This window comes from Streptomyces sp. NPDC050704 (genome assembly GCF_040654355.1).
Classification (GTDB): domain Bacteria; phylum Actinomycetota; class Actinomycetes; order Streptomycetales; family Streptomycetaceae; genus Streptomyces.
Window position 1 is genome coordinate 31,721 of sequence record NZ_JBFAHW010000007.1, and the last position, 14,585, is coordinate 46,305.

12 protein-coding genes are annotated in these 14,585 nt (G+C 68.7%); 6 read left to right on the forward strand and 6 right to left on the reverse strand.

The window, feature by feature from the left end:
* Nucleotides 1–9 precede the first annotated feature (9 nt).
* Nucleotides 10–1,005 (forward strand): aldo/keto reductase, encoded by a 996-nt coding sequence (locus AB0I18_RS05380; RefSeq protein ID WP_363104035.1) that lies wholly within the window; start codon nucleotides 10–12, stop codon nucleotides 1,003–1,005.
* On the forward strand, nucleotides 995–2,038 hold the full coding sequence (locus tag AB0I18_RS05385) for a helix-turn-helix transcriptional regulator (protein WP_363104036.1): 1,044 nt from the start codon (nucleotides 995–997) through the stop codon (nucleotides 2,036–2,038). The genes AB0I18_RS05380 and AB0I18_RS05385 overlap by 11 nt, the downstream gene beginning before the upstream one ends.
* A gap of 138 nt (nucleotides 2,039–2,176) precedes the next feature.
* On the opposite strand, the gene AB0I18_RS05390 is transcribed toward AB0I18_RS05385, so the two are convergent.
* Both AB0I18_RS05390 and AB0I18_RS05395 read right to left on the reverse strand, forming a co-directional pair.
* On the reverse strand, nucleotides 2,177–5,497 hold the full coding sequence (locus AB0I18_RS05390; protein ID WP_363104037.1) for a S8 family serine peptidase: 3,321 nt from the start codon (nucleotides 5,495–5,497) through the stop codon (nucleotides 2,177–2,179).
* A gap of 114 nt (nucleotides 5,498–5,611) precedes the next feature.
* Nucleotides 5,612–6,187, reverse strand: coding sequence for an SDR family oxidoreductase (locus tag AB0I18_RS05395; RefSeq protein ID WP_363104038.1), 576 nt, complete (start codon nucleotides 6,185–6,187; stop codon nucleotides 5,612–5,614).
* Between the two features lie 274 nt (nucleotides 6,188–6,461).
* On the opposite strand from AB0I18_RS05395, the gene AB0I18_RS05400 reads away from it, so the two are divergent.
* Nucleotides 6,462–6,839: a helix-turn-helix domain-containing protein gene (locus AB0I18_RS05400; protein ID WP_363104039.1), complete on the forward strand. Its 378-nt coding sequence runs from the start codon at nucleotides 6,462–6,464 to the stop codon at nucleotides 6,837–6,839.
* On the opposite strand, the gene AB0I18_RS05405 is transcribed toward AB0I18_RS05400, so the two are convergent.
* The 4 genes from AB0I18_RS05405 to AB0I18_RS05420 form a co-directional block, all read right to left on the reverse strand.
* Nucleotides 6,836–7,999 (reverse strand): GDSL-type esterase/lipase family protein, encoded by a 1,164-nt coding sequence (locus AB0I18_RS05405; protein WP_363104040.1) that lies wholly within the window; start codon nucleotides 7,997–7,999, stop codon nucleotides 6,836–6,838. The genes AB0I18_RS05400 and AB0I18_RS05405 overlap by 4 nt on opposite strands.
* A gap of 170 nt (nucleotides 8,000–8,169) precedes the next feature.
* A complete protein-coding gene (locus AB0I18_RS05410) occupies nucleotides 8,170–8,628 on the reverse strand; it encodes a nuclear transport factor 2 family protein (RefSeq protein ID WP_363104041.1) in 459 nt (152 codons plus the stop codon).
* A gap of 52 nt (nucleotides 8,629–8,680) precedes the next feature.
* Nucleotides 8,681–9,031 (reverse strand): antibiotic biosynthesis monooxygenase family protein, encoded by a 351-nt coding sequence (locus tag AB0I18_RS05415; protein WP_363104042.1) that lies wholly within the window; start codon nucleotides 9,029–9,031, stop codon nucleotides 8,681–8,683.
* A 20-nt stretch (nucleotides 9,032–9,051) separates the two neighbouring features.
* Nucleotides 9,052–9,675 (reverse strand): NAD(P)H-binding protein, encoded by a 624-nt coding sequence (locus tag AB0I18_RS05420; protein WP_363104043.1) that lies wholly within the window; start codon nucleotides 9,673–9,675, stop codon nucleotides 9,052–9,054.
* A 276-nt stretch (nucleotides 9,676–9,951) separates the two neighbouring features.
* Here AB0I18_RS05420 and AB0I18_RS05425 point away from each other — a divergent pair, with 276 nt between their 5' ends.
* From AB0I18_RS05425 to AB0I18_RS05435, 3 genes are all read left to right on the forward strand, one after another.
* On the forward strand, nucleotides 9,952–11,424 hold the full coding sequence (locus AB0I18_RS05425) for an amidase (RefSeq protein WP_363104044.1): 1,473 nt from the start codon (nucleotides 9,952–9,954) through the stop codon (nucleotides 11,422–11,424).
* Nucleotides 11,425–11,460: 36 nt separating this feature from the next.
* Nucleotides 11,461–13,035, forward strand: a complete 1,575-nt coding sequence (locus AB0I18_RS05430; RefSeq protein WP_363104045.1) for a long-chain fatty acid--CoA ligase — start codon at nucleotides 11,461–11,463, stop codon at nucleotides 13,033–13,035.
* 94 nt (nucleotides 13,036–13,129) lie between these two features.
* The gene (locus tag AB0I18_RS05435; protein WP_363104046.1) at nucleotides 13,130–14,374 is read left to right on the forward strand and encodes an NADH:flavin oxidoreductase/NADH oxidase family protein; all 1,245 of its coding nucleotides are present in this window, start codon (nucleotides 13,130–13,132) and stop codon (nucleotides 14,372–14,374) included.
* Nucleotides 14,375–14,585 lie beyond the last annotated feature (211 nt).

Genomic DNA, 14,585 nt, shown 5'->3' on the forward strand with positions numbered 1-14,585 from the left:
GGTAGGCGCATGAGTGACGAGATGAGATACGGGCACTTGGGCCGCTCCGGTCTGCTGGTCAGCCGGATCGGCCTGGGGACGATGGACTTCGGTTTCACCGTGGACGAATCGACCAGTTTCGCGGTCATGGACACCGCCGTCGATGCGGGTATCAACCTCTTCGACACCGCCGACGTCTACGGCGGCCCGCAATCAGCGGACATGGCCAAGGGGTACGGCGTCTCGGAAGAGACCATCGGCCGGTGGCTGAAGCGCAGCGGGCGCCGCGACGACATCGTCCTGGCCACGAAGGTGTACCAGCCGATGGGCCGGGGCCCGAACGACCGCCGGCTGTCCGCCTACCACATCCGGCGCGCATGCGAGGCGAGCCTGCGGCGCCTCCAGACCGACCACATCGACCTCTACCAGATGCACCACATCGACCGTGCCACGCCCTGGGAGGAAATCTGGCAGGCGATGGAGCAGCTGGTGCGCGAGGGCAAGGTCAGCTACGTCGGCAGCAGCAACTTCGCCGGCTGGGACGTGGCGCTCGCCCAATCGGCCGCCACCGCACGGCACTTCCTGGGCCTGACCTCCGAACAGAGCCTGTACAACCTCGCCGTACGGGCCGTGGAACACGAACTCGTCCCCGCACTGCGCCACCTCGGCATCGGACTGATCCCCTACAGCCCACTGCACGCCGGCCTGCTCACGGGCGCACTCGCGTCCGCCGCCGAGGGGCGCATCCGGGACGAGTCGATGCTTCAGCGCATCGACGCGCACCGCGACCAACTCGAAGCGTACGAAGAGCTGTGCCGGGAGCTGGGCGCCAAGCCGGCGCACATGGCGCTGGCCTGGGTGCTGCACAACCCTGCCGTCTCCACCACGGTCACCAGAGCCACGACGAGCGAGCAACTACGGTCCAACCTGGGCGCACTGTCCGTACACCTGGACGACGAGACCGTGGAACGCCTCGACCGCATCTGGCCGGGGCCGGGGGAAGCCCCGCAGGCGTATGCCTGGTGAAGCCGGTCCCGGGCCGACCGGCATCCCAGGCCGCCGTACTGTCGCATCGCCGAGTTCTTCCGAGGGGCGACCCGCCCATGGCGCGGATCGCTGGGACCTCAGCCCTGACCACCACACCGACCACCACACCGACCACCGCGCCGACATCCGGGACTTCCTCGTCGGCCGACGCGCCAGGATCACCCCGGAGCAGGTCGGACTGCCGATCAGCGGCCCACGACGGGTGCCCGGGCTGCGGCGCGAGGAGGTCGCGCAGCTTGCGTCCATCAGCACCGACTACTACACCCGGGTCGAGCAGGGGCGCATGCGGGCGTCCGTCTCCGTCCTGGAAGCGGTCGCCCGGGCCCTGCAACTGGACGAGGACGAGCGCAGGTACCTGTTCGACCTGGCCCAAGCAGCCGGTCCCGCCCGGCGTGCGGCTCGCCGCCGCGGGGATGTCGAGGTGCCGCCCTCCGTCCAGTGGATGCTCGACTCCATGACGAAGTCGTCGTCCTTCGTACGCAACGGCCGCATGGATGTCATCGCCCACAACGCGCTGTTCCGTGCTCTGCACGCGCCTATGTTCGACAGCGACAGCGGCAGCGACACCGGCAATCGACGCGGCCGGCCGAACATCGCCCGCTACCTCTTCCTCGATCCGCGCTCAGCCGATTTGTTCGTCGACTGGGAGGCCGCCGCCGTGACCACCGTCGCGCTGATGCGCGCCGAAGCCGGGCGCGAACCCCGCGATCAGGCCCTGCGCGAACTCATCGGCGAACTGGCCACGCTCAGCACCCAGTTCCGCACCCAGTGGGCCGCCCACCACGTCCGCATCCGCCACTACGGCATCAAGCGGCTGCGCCACCCCGACGTCGGCCGCCTGGAGCTGGCGTACCGATCCATGGACCTGCCCCTGTCCGACCGTGCCGTGTACGACCTGACTGTCTATACGGCCGAGCCCGGCACCTCGTCCGAAGACCGGCTCAAGCTCCTCGCCAGTTGGACAGCCAGACAACCGTCGGCCACAGAGCCCACCCGACACGAGAGTCACTGAGACTGATCGGCGAAGACTCCCACCGGGCCGCCGCGGACATGTGCCCGATGATCACCAAGTGCGCGGGGTCGGCGTCGGCGGTGGCGAAGGGGCGGGCGCTCGGTATCCCGGGCGCCCGCCCACCTCAGCAACCGAAGGTTACGGCGTGACCTTCTCGATCAGGACGGTGCCGGCGCCCGCGACCGTGCCGCGCGCGTTCAGTAGCCGTACCTGTCCGATCAGGTCGCGTCCGTCGGGTCCGGTACCCGTGGCGGTGACCTCGGCGGACACCGTCGCCGAGTCGCCCGTGCCGAGCTTCACCGGCGCCGGGTCGTCGACCGCGACAGTGCCGAGCGTCGCGGAGAAGTACGTGTCGCGGTAGTCGTACGTGGTGGAGTCGCCCGACATCGCGAAGCTGAGCACCTCGATGGTGTACGTACCGGCGGCCGGGTCGACGATGGAGACCGACTCCTCGGAGTCGGCGTCCGCGTCCTGCCCGACCACGTTGCCGTCCTTGTCATAGACCGTCAGGTCGAGGTCGGCGGCCGGGTCGGAGACACCGCCGATGACGACGTCCAGCGACGTGGCGCCCTCGGGCACCTCGACGGTGGTGGTCTGTGTGGCGCCCTTGGCGATGGCCGGCCGCGCGATCCTGGCGGAACCGAGCGGGCCGCCCTCCACCGTGCCGTCGACCGCGGCGTGGCTGTTCGTCACCTGCCAGGAGACCGCCGCCGGGATGCCGGCCCTGGCCTCGGGGACGGTCACGGTCTCCGGGGCGAAGTCCGCGCCGAGCACCTCGATGCTCAGCTTGTAGGGGTTGTCGAGAAGCGGCGACGTACGGTGCGACTCGACCTCGATCTCCCAGACCCCCGGCTGCGGGTCGCTGTACGACCGCAGGTCGCCGCGGCAGCTCCTGCCGGCGGGGTAGTTGCTGTAGCAGCTCTCCGTCCCGACGCCGTCGGGCAGGAGGCCGTACGGGTGGATGGCGAGGAACCTGGTCCGGCTCTTGTCGCTCAGCCCGCCGAGTGCGACCTCAAGGGTGTGGGCGCCCTCGGGAACGGTGACGAAGTACGACTTGTAGCTATTGCGCTGCACCGAGTCCGACACGGTGAAGGTGTGCTCGCCCGGGACGGCGACCACGACGGTCGACAGGATCTGCTTGTCGACGCCGACGGTCTTGGGGTCGTCGACCTCGAGGATCGCGCTCTTGATGCCCTCGGCCCGCGGAGCGGCCTGGAGCCTGACGGTCACCGGCTGGTTCAGCGGCAGCCTCACCGCGTCGGGGCCGAGGATCTCGAAGGTGTCACCGGCGTTGTTCTTGAGGCGCAGCGTGTGGCGGACGGCCTTGTCGGCGCCGGAGGTACGCGTGATGGTGACGTCGTACGTCTTCTTCTGTCCGGCCCGCAGACCGCCCTCGCGGTCGTAGACGCCGGTGCCGAAGCCCGGGATCTTGAGCGCCTGGTCGAGCGCGGTGTCGACCGGGGCCTTCACCGCGTACTCGTGCGCGGTCGCCCCGGCCCTGATGGCCTTCCACGCGTCCACGATGTCGATGAGGCCGGCGCCTTCCTCGTACGCCTGAAGGCCCTCGATGGGGTGGGCGGTCGAGGTCAGGGCCGTGCGCAGCTTCACCGGGGTGAGGTCGATGCCCCGCTGTTTCGCCGCCGACAGCAGCAGCGCGCTCGCGCCCGCGGCCTGCGGCGATGCCGCTGACGTGCCGTAGTGCGTCGAGTAGCCGGGCGGCAGCGACCAGACCGCCTCGGCCGTCGTGACGGCGGGCTGCCAGGTCGGCGTGGCGTTGACCGAGGCGCCGGGCGCGGACAGGATCGGCGTGAAGCCGCCGTCCTCACGCGGGCCGCGCGAGGAGAACGTGAACAGGTTGTTCTGCTTCTCCACGGCCGAGCCGTAGTCGGCGGCCCAGGTCTCCTTGGAGACGGTCGCGCCGACCGAGACGACCTTGTCGGTCAGACCGGGGTGGCCGATGGTGTTGGCGCCGGGGCCCTCGTTGCCCCCGGCTATCACCAGCTGGACGCCGTAGGTGTCGATGAGTCGCGTGTACAGCTCGGACTGCGCGTTGTCGCCGTCGTTGAGTGCCGGCAGGCCGCCGATGGACATGTTGACGATGTCGACGCCGCGGTTGACGACGAGGTCGATCATGCCCTCGGTCTCGGCGACGTTGCTGCAGCCCGGCCCGAACTCGCAGGCGCGGGACGAGACGATCTTCGCGCCGGGCGCGGCGCCGTTCATCCTGCCGCCGAACAGTCCGTTCGCGGCGGCGATGCCGGCGACATGGGTGCCGTGCGCGCCGGAGATGATGCCGATGTTGACGAAGTCGGCCTCCTTGCCGACCCAGTCGCCGCCGTACGGATCCATGGGTACGTCCTTGCGGATCTGCACGACGAACGACTGGCGCTCGGCGACGTCGGTCGACGGGTCGTCGGCGCCGAAGTAGCCGATCTGGTAGCCGTCCTTGTACGGCTTCATCGGCTCGTCGTCGGTGAAGTCGCCGTTGTCGTTCACGTCGACGGTGACCGTGCCGGCCGCCGCGTCGTACAGCACGCCCCAGACGTCGGTGGTGTCGCCGTCGCGGTTCACGTCGCCCTCGGCGTCGCCGCCCGCCGTGACGGCCTCGCGGAAGACGTTGACCCGGTAGTCGCCCGCCGGAGCCTGCCAGGTGCGGCCGCCGTAGGTGAAGACGGGCCCGGACACCGAGTTCGTCATCGCACGCCAGGTGCCGTCGCCGTCGGTGATCGGGTCGGTCGCCGTCACCCAGTCGACGATCTTGCGCTCGCCTGTGGTGGTCTTCTGCAGTGCCGGGTGAGTGAGGTCGACGCCGGTGTCGAGGATGCCGATGGTGATGCCGCGGCCGTCCGCCTTGGGGTTCTTCTTCACGAAGTCGACGGCGCCCGTTTCGAAGGACGGGTTGTACGGGTTCCTGGCGGGGGTGTTCGCGTCGGGCGCGGGGTAGTTGCCCGCGGGCGCCTTCGTGGAGGCGTTCTTCGTTGCGTCCGGTCTGGGTGACGGGTCTTCCAGCGGTATCTCCTCGCGCAGGTCGATGCCGTGCACGGCGGAGAACTTCGCGGCGGCCGCGATGACCGAGTCCGCCTTCTTGGTGGGGACGGTGGCGCGGACGTACCCGAGTTTGTCGTAAGTACGGCCCACGGAAGCGCCGTTGACCGCGTTCAGCTGCTCGGCGACCTGCTCGGTCCGCCCCGGAGCGGTGGCGATCATCATCGTGACGTTCTTGTCGCCGCCGGCCTTGGCCTCGGAGAGCAGCTCGGCGTCCTTGCCGCCGAGCTTGTCCTCGGCCGACTTGACGCCGCCGACGGACGGGACGGCGGTGGACATGGTCTGGTTGGACAGGGTCGCCGGTATCGGGATCGGGCCGATCGCGGCGGCGCCGGCCACCAGGCCCGCGGCGACGGCGGCACGGATCACACGTTTCGCGCCCGGGGTACGGGCGCGGTGGGGGATGAAGGGCATGGGGGTCCCTAACGATGCGCAGAAATATGCGGGGGTTGGACGGCCAGGACCGATCGGTCTGGCCACGGAAATTCGGAGTGACATCCCTGATGAGCGTCGGCAGCGTCGGCCGTGTCAGCGCATGACCAGGCCGCCGTCGACGCACAGCACCTGGCCGGTCATCGCTGCCGCGTCGTCCGAGGCCAGGAAGGTCACGGCCGCGGCGGTGTCCTCGCGAACGAGTCGGCGGGCCAGGGCCTGCTGGGCCACCACGGCCTCGAACTGCTCGTCGCTGTTGACGGTGCGGGAACCAGGCGTGTCGGTGAGACCGGGCGCGACAGCCGTGACCGAGATGCCCGAGGGACCGAGGGTGCGGGCCAGCACGCGCATCATGCCCAACTGCGCTGCCTTACTGGTGATGTAGGGCAGCAGTACGGGATCGGGCGGCATCCACACGGTGTCCGACGTGATGAGGATGAGGCGGCCGAACCCACGCTCGGCCATCCCGGGGGTGAACGCCTGGCTCAGCCACAGCACGGACTCCACGTTGACGCTCCGCACGTGTCGCCACCGGCTCACGTCGACAAGGATGCCCGCGCCGCCCAGCACCACCAGGCGACGCACCCCGGCCCTGCGTACGCCGTGCAGTACGCCGCGGCCCACCTCCAGCAGTGACTCGGAGGCCTCGATGCCGTCTCGTGGCGGTACCACGGCCAGTACCACCCGCGTCGTGGCCGGCCGCCATGCGTGCGACGGCGTCGATGTCGCTCGCGTGCGCCGCGAGGGTGCCGTCCTTCCCGCTGCGCGTGGCCCCGCTCGCCCGCCTCGGCGGCGATCCGGCTGCCGATCGTCCCGGTGGCTCCGAACGGCAAGATGCGCATGGTATGACCCCTGGAAGGCGTCATGCGTGCCGCGCGCATGCCGTCACCAGTAAGGTATCCATTGGATACTGATTACTTCTACGATCCTTAAGTATCCTTCGGATATGAAGGCTGCCAACGACTCTGATATCTGCTGCCCGCCCCGGCTGGTGCTCGACCGTATCGGTGACAAATGGTCGGTGCTGATCGTGCTGCAGCTGAGCGACGGACCCAAGCGGTTCACGGAGCTGCGCGAACTGCTTCATCACGTGACACCCAAGGTCCTCACCCACACCTTGCGGGGCATGGAACGCGACGGCCTGCGCACCCGGACGGTCTTCGCCGAGGTCCCGCCCCGCGTGGAGTACGAACTGACTTCGCTGGGCCACTCCCTGGCGCCGGTCATGAAGCCGATCGATGCCTGGGCCGCGGAACACGTGGACGAGGTCCTGAGCTTGCGCAACGCCCACGACGCCCGCTCCGCGGACGAGTTCGCGGGCTAGTTTCCGAGCCGCAGCAAGGACAGGTCGACGGCGTCGGCGATGGCTTTCGCGCCGGCGTCGTTGACGTGGAGACCGTCGCCGCTGTTGTACTCCTCGCGGATCCGATCGGGTCGCTCCGGGTCGGCGACCGCGGCGGCGATGTCGAGGACGGCGTCGAAGGGCTGGTCGGGGCCGAGCAGCCAGTCGTTGATCCGGTGGCGCAGGGCCTGACCGGCCGGGGTGTCGGCACCGTCGTACACCGTTCCCTCGTAGGGGCCGAGTGTGGCGGCGACGGCTACGAGGCCGGCGGCATGGATGCGGTCGGCGAGCGTTGTGTAGCCGGCGATGAGGTCGTCGAGGGCCGGCAGGACCGGGGGTTCGGGGAAGGACTGGGTGCCTGGCACGCCCAGATCGTTGAGACCGATGTGGATGAGGACGTGGCTGACGCCGGGCACGTCGAGCACATCGTGTTCGAGACGGGCCAGGAGGTGTTCGCCGATGCCGTCGGTGAGGAGCCGGTTGCCGGAGATGCCCTGGTTGACGATCCAGCCGTGGGGGAGACGACGGCCGAGCTGAGCGGGGAAGCTGTTGTCGGCGCCGGGCGTGGTGGCGAAGCCTTCGATCCAGGAGTCCCCGAAGGCCACGGCGACGGCGGTGCCTTCCGGGGCGAGAACGTCGACACCGGTGAGGAAATGGCTGGTGGCCAGATCCTCGGCGGTGGTGAAGGACGCGGCGGTGAGCTGGTTGCCGGGGACCGCGTACCCGATGTCGTAGGGGACCGCCGAGTAAGTGGTCAGGCCCGTGTCGTGCGGGAGACAGAGGCTGAGGGCGAGTTCTTCCCCCGCGCTCACCTGCTGCTCGACGGGGTCGCTGACGACCTCGTCTCCCACGCCGATCGTGACAGTGTCGGCGCCCGCGAAGCGCAGCACGGTGTCGCTCGCGGGGTCGATCGCGCTTGCTTCGGTGCGCCTGGCGAGGTGTGCGCCGGCTATCTCCAGCGGCTCTTTTCCGTAACGGTTGCTGAGGCGTATGCGCAGGGCCTCACCTCCGCCGGCGATTCGCAACGGCTGCCGTACGGTCTGGTCGGCGAATCCGCGAAGTTCGAAGAGCGTGAAGTCCTTATGGGGATTGATGACGGCGGATCGGTGGGCGGCGATCCAGATGGCGGACGAATTGGCCATGGAAACTCCGGTCGTGGCGTGCCGAACTGCGGCGGCGGGACTGCACTGCGAAAACGCGCTGAGACGGCGCGACTGCGAAATACGGCCCGCCATGCACAAGACCATGGTGCCGTGGTCGATGATCGTGTATGGCGGGCCGCTTTTTAAGTCGCTTCTATCTCACTTCGAACTCAGAAGAGCCCGTTCTTGTTGGCGGCCGGGAGATCCGGAGAAAACCAGGGAGCGGCGTTTTCCGGAGTACCTACGATCTGCAGGACCTCCCAGTGCTCGATCGCCTTGCCATCGGCGTTCATCTTGAAAATGTCCGCGCCGGCGATCCCCGTGTCGTCAGGATCGTCGTTGAAGAGATTGAGAAAGTTTGAGTGGACCCACACGTAGTCATCCACCGCGATGATGCGATGCCCAACCCAACGAGCGTTCGGGCGGTCCTTGAGGACGTTGTCGAAGAAACTCGACAAGCCTTCCGCGCCAGTACTGAGGAGGGGGTCGTGCTGGATGTAACCCGGGTCCAGGAACTGCGCCACGGCTTCCGCGGGCCGCCTCTGGTTGATCATCACTTCGTGAAGGTCCACGATGTTGTTCAGGTTGCGAACGGCTTGATGATCATTGGCGTCGACCAATTTGAGCATTTATTATCCCCTTTTTAATGCGTTCGTCTCGGTCTTCGGCGCTCTGGCGGCCTCAGCGGCCTGGGAAGTCCGTGAACATGGTCGGCGGCGGATTCGACCCCACCCATTCCCGAAGCTCGGTCTCGATGGGCCCGTGGAGTTCCACGGATCCAATTGCCGCACATTCCGTCAACCGCTCCAGCAGTACCGCCGCTCGCTCCATGTGTGCCATGGCCGCCGCGGAGTCGGCGTACTCCTCGATCACCAGATAGCTGCCGTCCTCGGCCGAGAACCACCGGTAGCTTTTGGTGCCGGGCTCGTCGTCGGCCTGGAGGCGCAGCGCGACCACCAGTTTCTCGAATTCTTCGTGCCGTTGTTCTCGGACATCGAACCGTACGCGCACGAAGATGCTTTCCTTGCCCACCTTGCCCCTACTCTTTTCAATCAATATGCGACGTGGGCGGGGTGGTGGATATGTGCCCCCTTCTCCAGCTCGTCGACAAGGGCGACCGCGTAGTCCTTGACGCTGATCCGGCTTTCACCCTTGCTGTCGACAAGGAACTGGTCGCCGCCTGTCCGGTAGGCACCGGTGCGAACACCGGGCTCCAGCACCATCGGTGGGGAGATGTAGCTCCACTCCAGGTCGTCGGCGCTGTCCCGGATGAGTTCGAGCAGCGCTATCTGGGCGAGTGCGCGCGGCAGCAACTCCTCGGGGAACCCGGCGGCGTCGACGGCCCGTACACCCGGCGCCACCTCGACGGCGCCCGAGCCACCGACCACGATCAGGCGACCTGTCCCGGCCTTGCGCACTCCGTCCAGTACGCCCCGGCCCACCTCCAGGAGCGACTCGGTGGACTCGCTGCCGCCGCGTGGCGGCGACACCGCCAGCACCACCGCGTCGTGCCCGGAGACCAGGCGCGCGACGGTATCCGGGTCGCTCGCGTCCGCCGCCCGGGTGCCGCTCTTCCCGCCGCGAGTGACGCCGGTGATCTCGTGCCCCCGTCTGCGTGCCTCGGCGGCGACCTGACTGCCGATCATCCCAGTGGCTCCGAACAATACGATCCGCATGGCAATGGCCTCCCTGAAACGCTCTCAAAAGCGCCGTCGACCAGGAAGGTACCCACCGGGTACTGGTTACTTCAACGATCCTTGAGTTTCTCTCGGAAACCATGCTGACCAGTGATGGGCGGGGCGGGGGAACATCGACGGGTGGGCGCCGTCCTCCATTTCGGTTCTGTGGGCCATTGCCTGGCATCCCATCCTGACCTATTATCTGACGCACGTAATATTATGATCGACAGGTAATGCCTGATCGATCTGCCACCGTCAGAGGTGAGGCATGCCGTGAGTGACGTCCCCTTCCGATCCGCCGTGGAGCAGTCTCGTGCGCTGGCCGCGGGTGAGATTTCGAGCCAGGAGCTCGTCGAGCTCTATCTGGGGCGGATCGCCGTCCACAACCCCGCGCTGAACGCGGTGGTGACCCTGGACCCCGAGCGTGCCCGCCGCGAGGCCGGGGAGGCGGACGCCGCGCGGGCGGCGGGGCAGGACCTCGGTCCGCTGCATGGGCTGCCGATCACGGTCAAGGACAGCTTCGAGACAGCCGGGATGCGCACCGTCTGCGGGCGCACGGACCTCGAGGACTACGTGCCCGACCTGGACGCCGAGGCGGTCAAGCGGCTGCGTTCGGCCGGTGCCGTGATCATGGGGAAGAGCAACATGCCTCCGGGCAACCAGGACGTCCAGGCCGACAACCCGGTGTTCGGTCCTTCGTCCAACCCGTGGGACACGACCCGCACCTCGGGCGGATCCGCCGGGGGCGGCGCCGTCGCCACCGCCGCAGGCCTGGCGGCATTCGACTTCGGCTCGGAGATCGGCGGATCGACCAGGATCCCGTCCCACTTCAACGGCCTGTACGGGCACAAGTCGACCTGGCGGTCGATACCCCTCATCGGGCATGTGCCCTACGGCCCGGGCACGGGACGATGGACGGACGCCGACATGGCCTGCGGCGGCGCACAGGTCCGCGACGCACGCGACCTCGTCCCGATCCTGCGGGCAACGGTCGGGCCGGCCGACTACGACGGAGGCTTCAGCTACACGCTCGCTCCGCCGCGCGCGACCAAGCTCGCCGACTTCCGGGTCGCCATCTGGGCCGAGGATCCGTCGTGTCCGGTCGACAGCGACATCGCGGCAGCCATGGACGACGCGGTCACCGTGCTGCGGGCGGCCGGCGCGAAGGTCACGGTCCAGCCCGCGACCCTCCCCGTCGACATCGCGACGAATCACCGGAAAGCCTTCCTGCCGCTGCTCTTCGGCGCGTTCACCTACGACCGCACCGGCCTCACTCCCGCCCCCAACGCCGCTCTGCTGGCCCGGCTCGTCCAGCACCCGCGCGGCGACGCGGGTCCCGCCCTGCGGGGAACCTTCCAGTCCCACCACCACTGGCTGCAGGCCCACGCGTTGCGCAACGAGCTCCGGCAGCGATGGTTCGAGTTCTTCCAGGACTTCGACATCGTGCTCATGCCGGTCGCACCGACGGCCGCCCCTGCCCACCACAACAAGCTGATCGACCGCTTCGGGCGGCCCTACGAAGTCGACGGTGTGCGACGCCCTTACTGGGACCAGGTCAAGTGGAACGCCCTCGCCAACGTCTCCGGCGGTCCGGCGACGACCATCCCGGTACGCAAGGGGAGGGGCGGGCTGCCCATCGGTCTGCAGGCCATGGGCCCGGGCGGTGGCGATCTCACCACCATCGAGTTCGCCGCCCTGCTGGGCCGGGAGGTCGACGGCTTCGTGCCGCCCCCGGCCTTCGTCTAGACGCGACCCACCGCCCCGAGAACCAGGAGAAGCACCATGCACAGCCCGAGCCGCAACGTGTCACGCATCCTGACGGATTCCGTGTCCCGGTACCCGCAGCGCATCGCGATCGTCTTCGGTGACGACCGCATCACCTACGCCGCCCTCGACGCCGCGGCCAACCGGGTCGCCAACCTGCTCGTCTCACGCGGCATCCGGCCGGGAGACAAGGTCGCGCTGTCCTGCCCCAACCTGCCCCACTTCACCAGCGTCTACTTCGGCATCCTCAAGGCCGGGGCCGCGGTCGTGCCGCTGAACGTGCTGCTGAAGGCCCGCGAGGTCGCCTACCACCTCGCCGACTCCGACGCGAAGGCGTACTTCGCCTTCGAGGGCACGGCGGAGCTGCCGATCGGGCAGAGCGCGTGGGAGGGCTTCCAGGCCACCGAGGGCTGCACCGAGTTCTTCCTGATCGAGAGCGGTGGTGGTGCGGCGTGGGCCGGGGACGGTGGCGGGCCGCCGGAGTCGTACGCCGCCGTCGTCGCCGGGCAGCCGGTGACGTTCCGGACGGTCGAGCGCGACGAGGACGACACCGCGGTGGTCCTGTACACGTCCGGCACGAGCGGCCGGCCCAAGGGCGCGGAGCTGCGGCACCGCAACGTGTACGACAACGCGCTCGCCGGCATCGACCTGTTCGCCGCCGGCCCCGAGCGCCCCGACACGTATCTGTGCGTGCTGCCGCTGTTCCATGCCTTCGGCCAGACCGTGATCCAGAACGGTGCCCTCGCCTTCGGCGGCACGATCGTGATGCAGCCCAGGTTCGAGGCGCGGCCGGCCCTGGGTCTCATGCTCGACCACGACGTGACGTTCTTCGCCGGCGTCCCGACGATGTACTGGGCTCTGCTCGCCGCCCTCGACGACACGGTCGACGTGGCCCGGCTGGCCGCGAATCTGCGCGTGGCGGTGGCCGGTGGCTCGGCGCTGCCCGGCGAGATCCACAAGCAGTTCGAGGACCGCTTCGGCGTCACGATCCTGGAGGGCTACGGCCTGTCCGAGACGTCCTCGGTCGCCTCCTTCTCCCGGTTCGGACAGGAGCCCCGGGTCGGGTCGATCGGGGTGCCGATCCCGGGCGTGGAGATGAAGCTGATCCGTGACGACTGGTCCGAGACCGAGGGCGGCCCCGGTGAGATCGGGGAGATCGCGATCAAGGGACACAACGTCATGAAGGGCTACTACCAACGGCCCGAGGCGACGGCCGAGGCGATCAGGGAGGGCTGGTTCCGCTCCGGCGACCTCGCCCGCAAGGACGAGGACGGCTTCTACTTCATCGTCGACCGGTCCAAAGACATGATCATCCGCGGCGGCTTCAACGTCTACCCGCGCGAGGTCGAGGAAGTGCTCATGGAGCACCCCGCCGTCTCACTGGTCGCCGTCATCGGGGTACCGCACGAATCCCACGGTCAGGAGATCAAGGCCGTCGTGGTGAGGAAAGCCGGCAGCGGCACGACTGAGGAAGAACTCGCCGCCTGGGCGAAGGAGCGGCTCGCCGCGTACAAATACCCGCGCGTCGTCCAGTTCGTCGACGCACTGCCCCTGACCCCCACCGGCAAGATCCTCAAACGCGAACTCACCTGAGCACGCAGGGCGTTGTCGCGCCTGCGGCGACCGAACGCTTCTCCGATATCGATGTGCCGCGCCAGGCACCCATTCCACCGAAGGACGATCGCCCATGGCCTCCCTGTCCGACCACCTGACCCTGCCCAACGGTCAGGCGCTGCCGAACCGGATCATGAAATCCGCGTTGAGCGAGGCACTCGCCGACAAGCGCAACGCCCCGGATCACCGCCTCGAACAGCTCTACCGGACCTGGAGCCAGGGCGGGTACGGACTGATCATCACCGGCAATGTCATGGTCGACCGCACCCAGCTCGGCGAGCCGGGCAACGTCGCCATAGAGGACGACCGCGACATCGACGCGCTCACCCGATGGGCCGCGACGACCAAGGACGCAGGCATCCCCACCTGGGTTCAGCTCAACCACCCGGGCCGCCAGGCCAACTTGCTCGCCCTGGGGCACACACCGGTCGCGCCCAGCCCGGTCGCGCTCAACCTGCCCGGCGCCGCCAAGCCCCGCGAGCTGACGTCCGCGGAGATCGAGGACATCGTCGAGCGATTCGCGACCGCGGCGGCGGTGTGCGAAACGGCCGGCTTCGCCGGGGTACAGGTGCACGGAGCTCATGGCTACCTGGTGTCGCAGTTCCTTTCGCCGCTGTCGAACCGGCGCGACGACGAGTGGGGCGGCGACCCTGAGCGGCGGATGCGGTTCGTCCTGGAGGTCGTACGCCGTATCCGGTCACGGGTGTCACCCGGCTTCGCCGTCGCCGTGAAGCTCAACTCGGCCGACTTCCAGCGTGGTGGCTTCACCGAGGAGCAGTCTCGCGCAGTCGTCGCGGCTCTGGCGAAGGAAGGACTGGACCTGATCGAGGTCAGCGGCGGCAGCTATGAGTCTCCGGCGATGACGGGCTCCGCCGCGGCGTCGACGCGCGCCCGCGAGGCCTACTTCCTGGAGTACGCCCGCACGGTGCGCGCCCTGGTGGGCGACATTCCGCTGGCGGTCACGGGAGGCTTCCGATCCCATGATGCGATGGAGGACGCCGTCGCCGGGGGCGAGTGCGACGTCGTCGGTATCGGCCGGCCCACCGCCACGACGCCTGATGCCGCGGACGTCATCCTCACGGGTCGCGCCGAGGCGGTCGTCGCACATCAGATGCGCTATGGCATGCGCCGCGTGCTGGGCAGGATCACCGACATCAAGGCACTCGACGGTGTGCTCGACCTCGGCTGGCACGCGGACCAGCTGCACCGACTGGGCGCCGGCCTCGAACCCGACCTGGCCCGCGGGCGTCTTGCCGCCACTGTCTCGATGGTGCGACGAAACGGGAGGACGTCCTTCCGCCGTAAGCGCGGGGCCTGAGGTCCACGTGACCTCACGATCGCCGCGTGCGGCTCCAGTCGGCTCTGGGACGCCCTGATCAGGCTGACCTGCCTGCCGTGTGCCGTCGGGCCGCGTCGGCGAAGGCATCGAAAAGGCGACCGACCACCTCGACGTCGCCGTCGATCGCGAGGCGGCCGGACTCACCGGCGGTGGACGGCTTCTCTGTCCCGGGCGACAGTGCGATCGCAGG

Coding starts and splice junctions, on each gene's coding strand:
- AB0I18_RS05380 (WP_363104035.1), top strand. CDS start 10: ATGAGTGACGAGATGAGATACGGGCACTTGGGCCGCTCCGGTCTGCTG.
- AB0I18_RS05385 (WP_363104036.1), top strand. CDS start 995: ATGCCTGGTGAAGCCGGTCCCGGGCCGACCGGCATCCCAGGCCGCCGT.
- AB0I18_RS05390 (WP_363104037.1), bottom strand. CDS start 5,497: ATGCCCTTCATCCCCCACCGCGCCCGTACCCCGGGCGCGAAACGTGTG.
- AB0I18_RS05400 (WP_363104039.1), top strand. CDS start 6,462: ATGAAGGCTGCCAACGACTCTGATATCTGCTGCCCGCCCCGGCTGGTG.
- AB0I18_RS05405 (WP_363104040.1), bottom strand. CDS start 7,999: ATGGCCAATTCGTCCGCCATCTGGATCGCCGCCCACCGATCCGCCGTC.
- AB0I18_RS05410 (WP_363104041.1), bottom strand. CDS start 8,628: ATGCTCAAATTGGTCGACGCCAATGATCATCAAGCCGTTCGCAACCTG.
- AB0I18_RS05420 (WP_363104043.1), bottom strand. CDS start 9,675: ATGCGGATCGTATTGTTCGGAGCCACTGGGATGATCGGCAGTCAGGTC.
- AB0I18_RS05430 (WP_363104045.1), top strand. CDS start 11,461: ATGCACAGCCCGAGCCGCAACGTGTCACGCATCCTGACGGATTCCGTG.
- AB0I18_RS05435 (WP_363104046.1), top strand. CDS start 13,130: ATGGCCTCCCTGTCCGACCACCTGACCCTGCCCAACGGTCAGGCGCTG.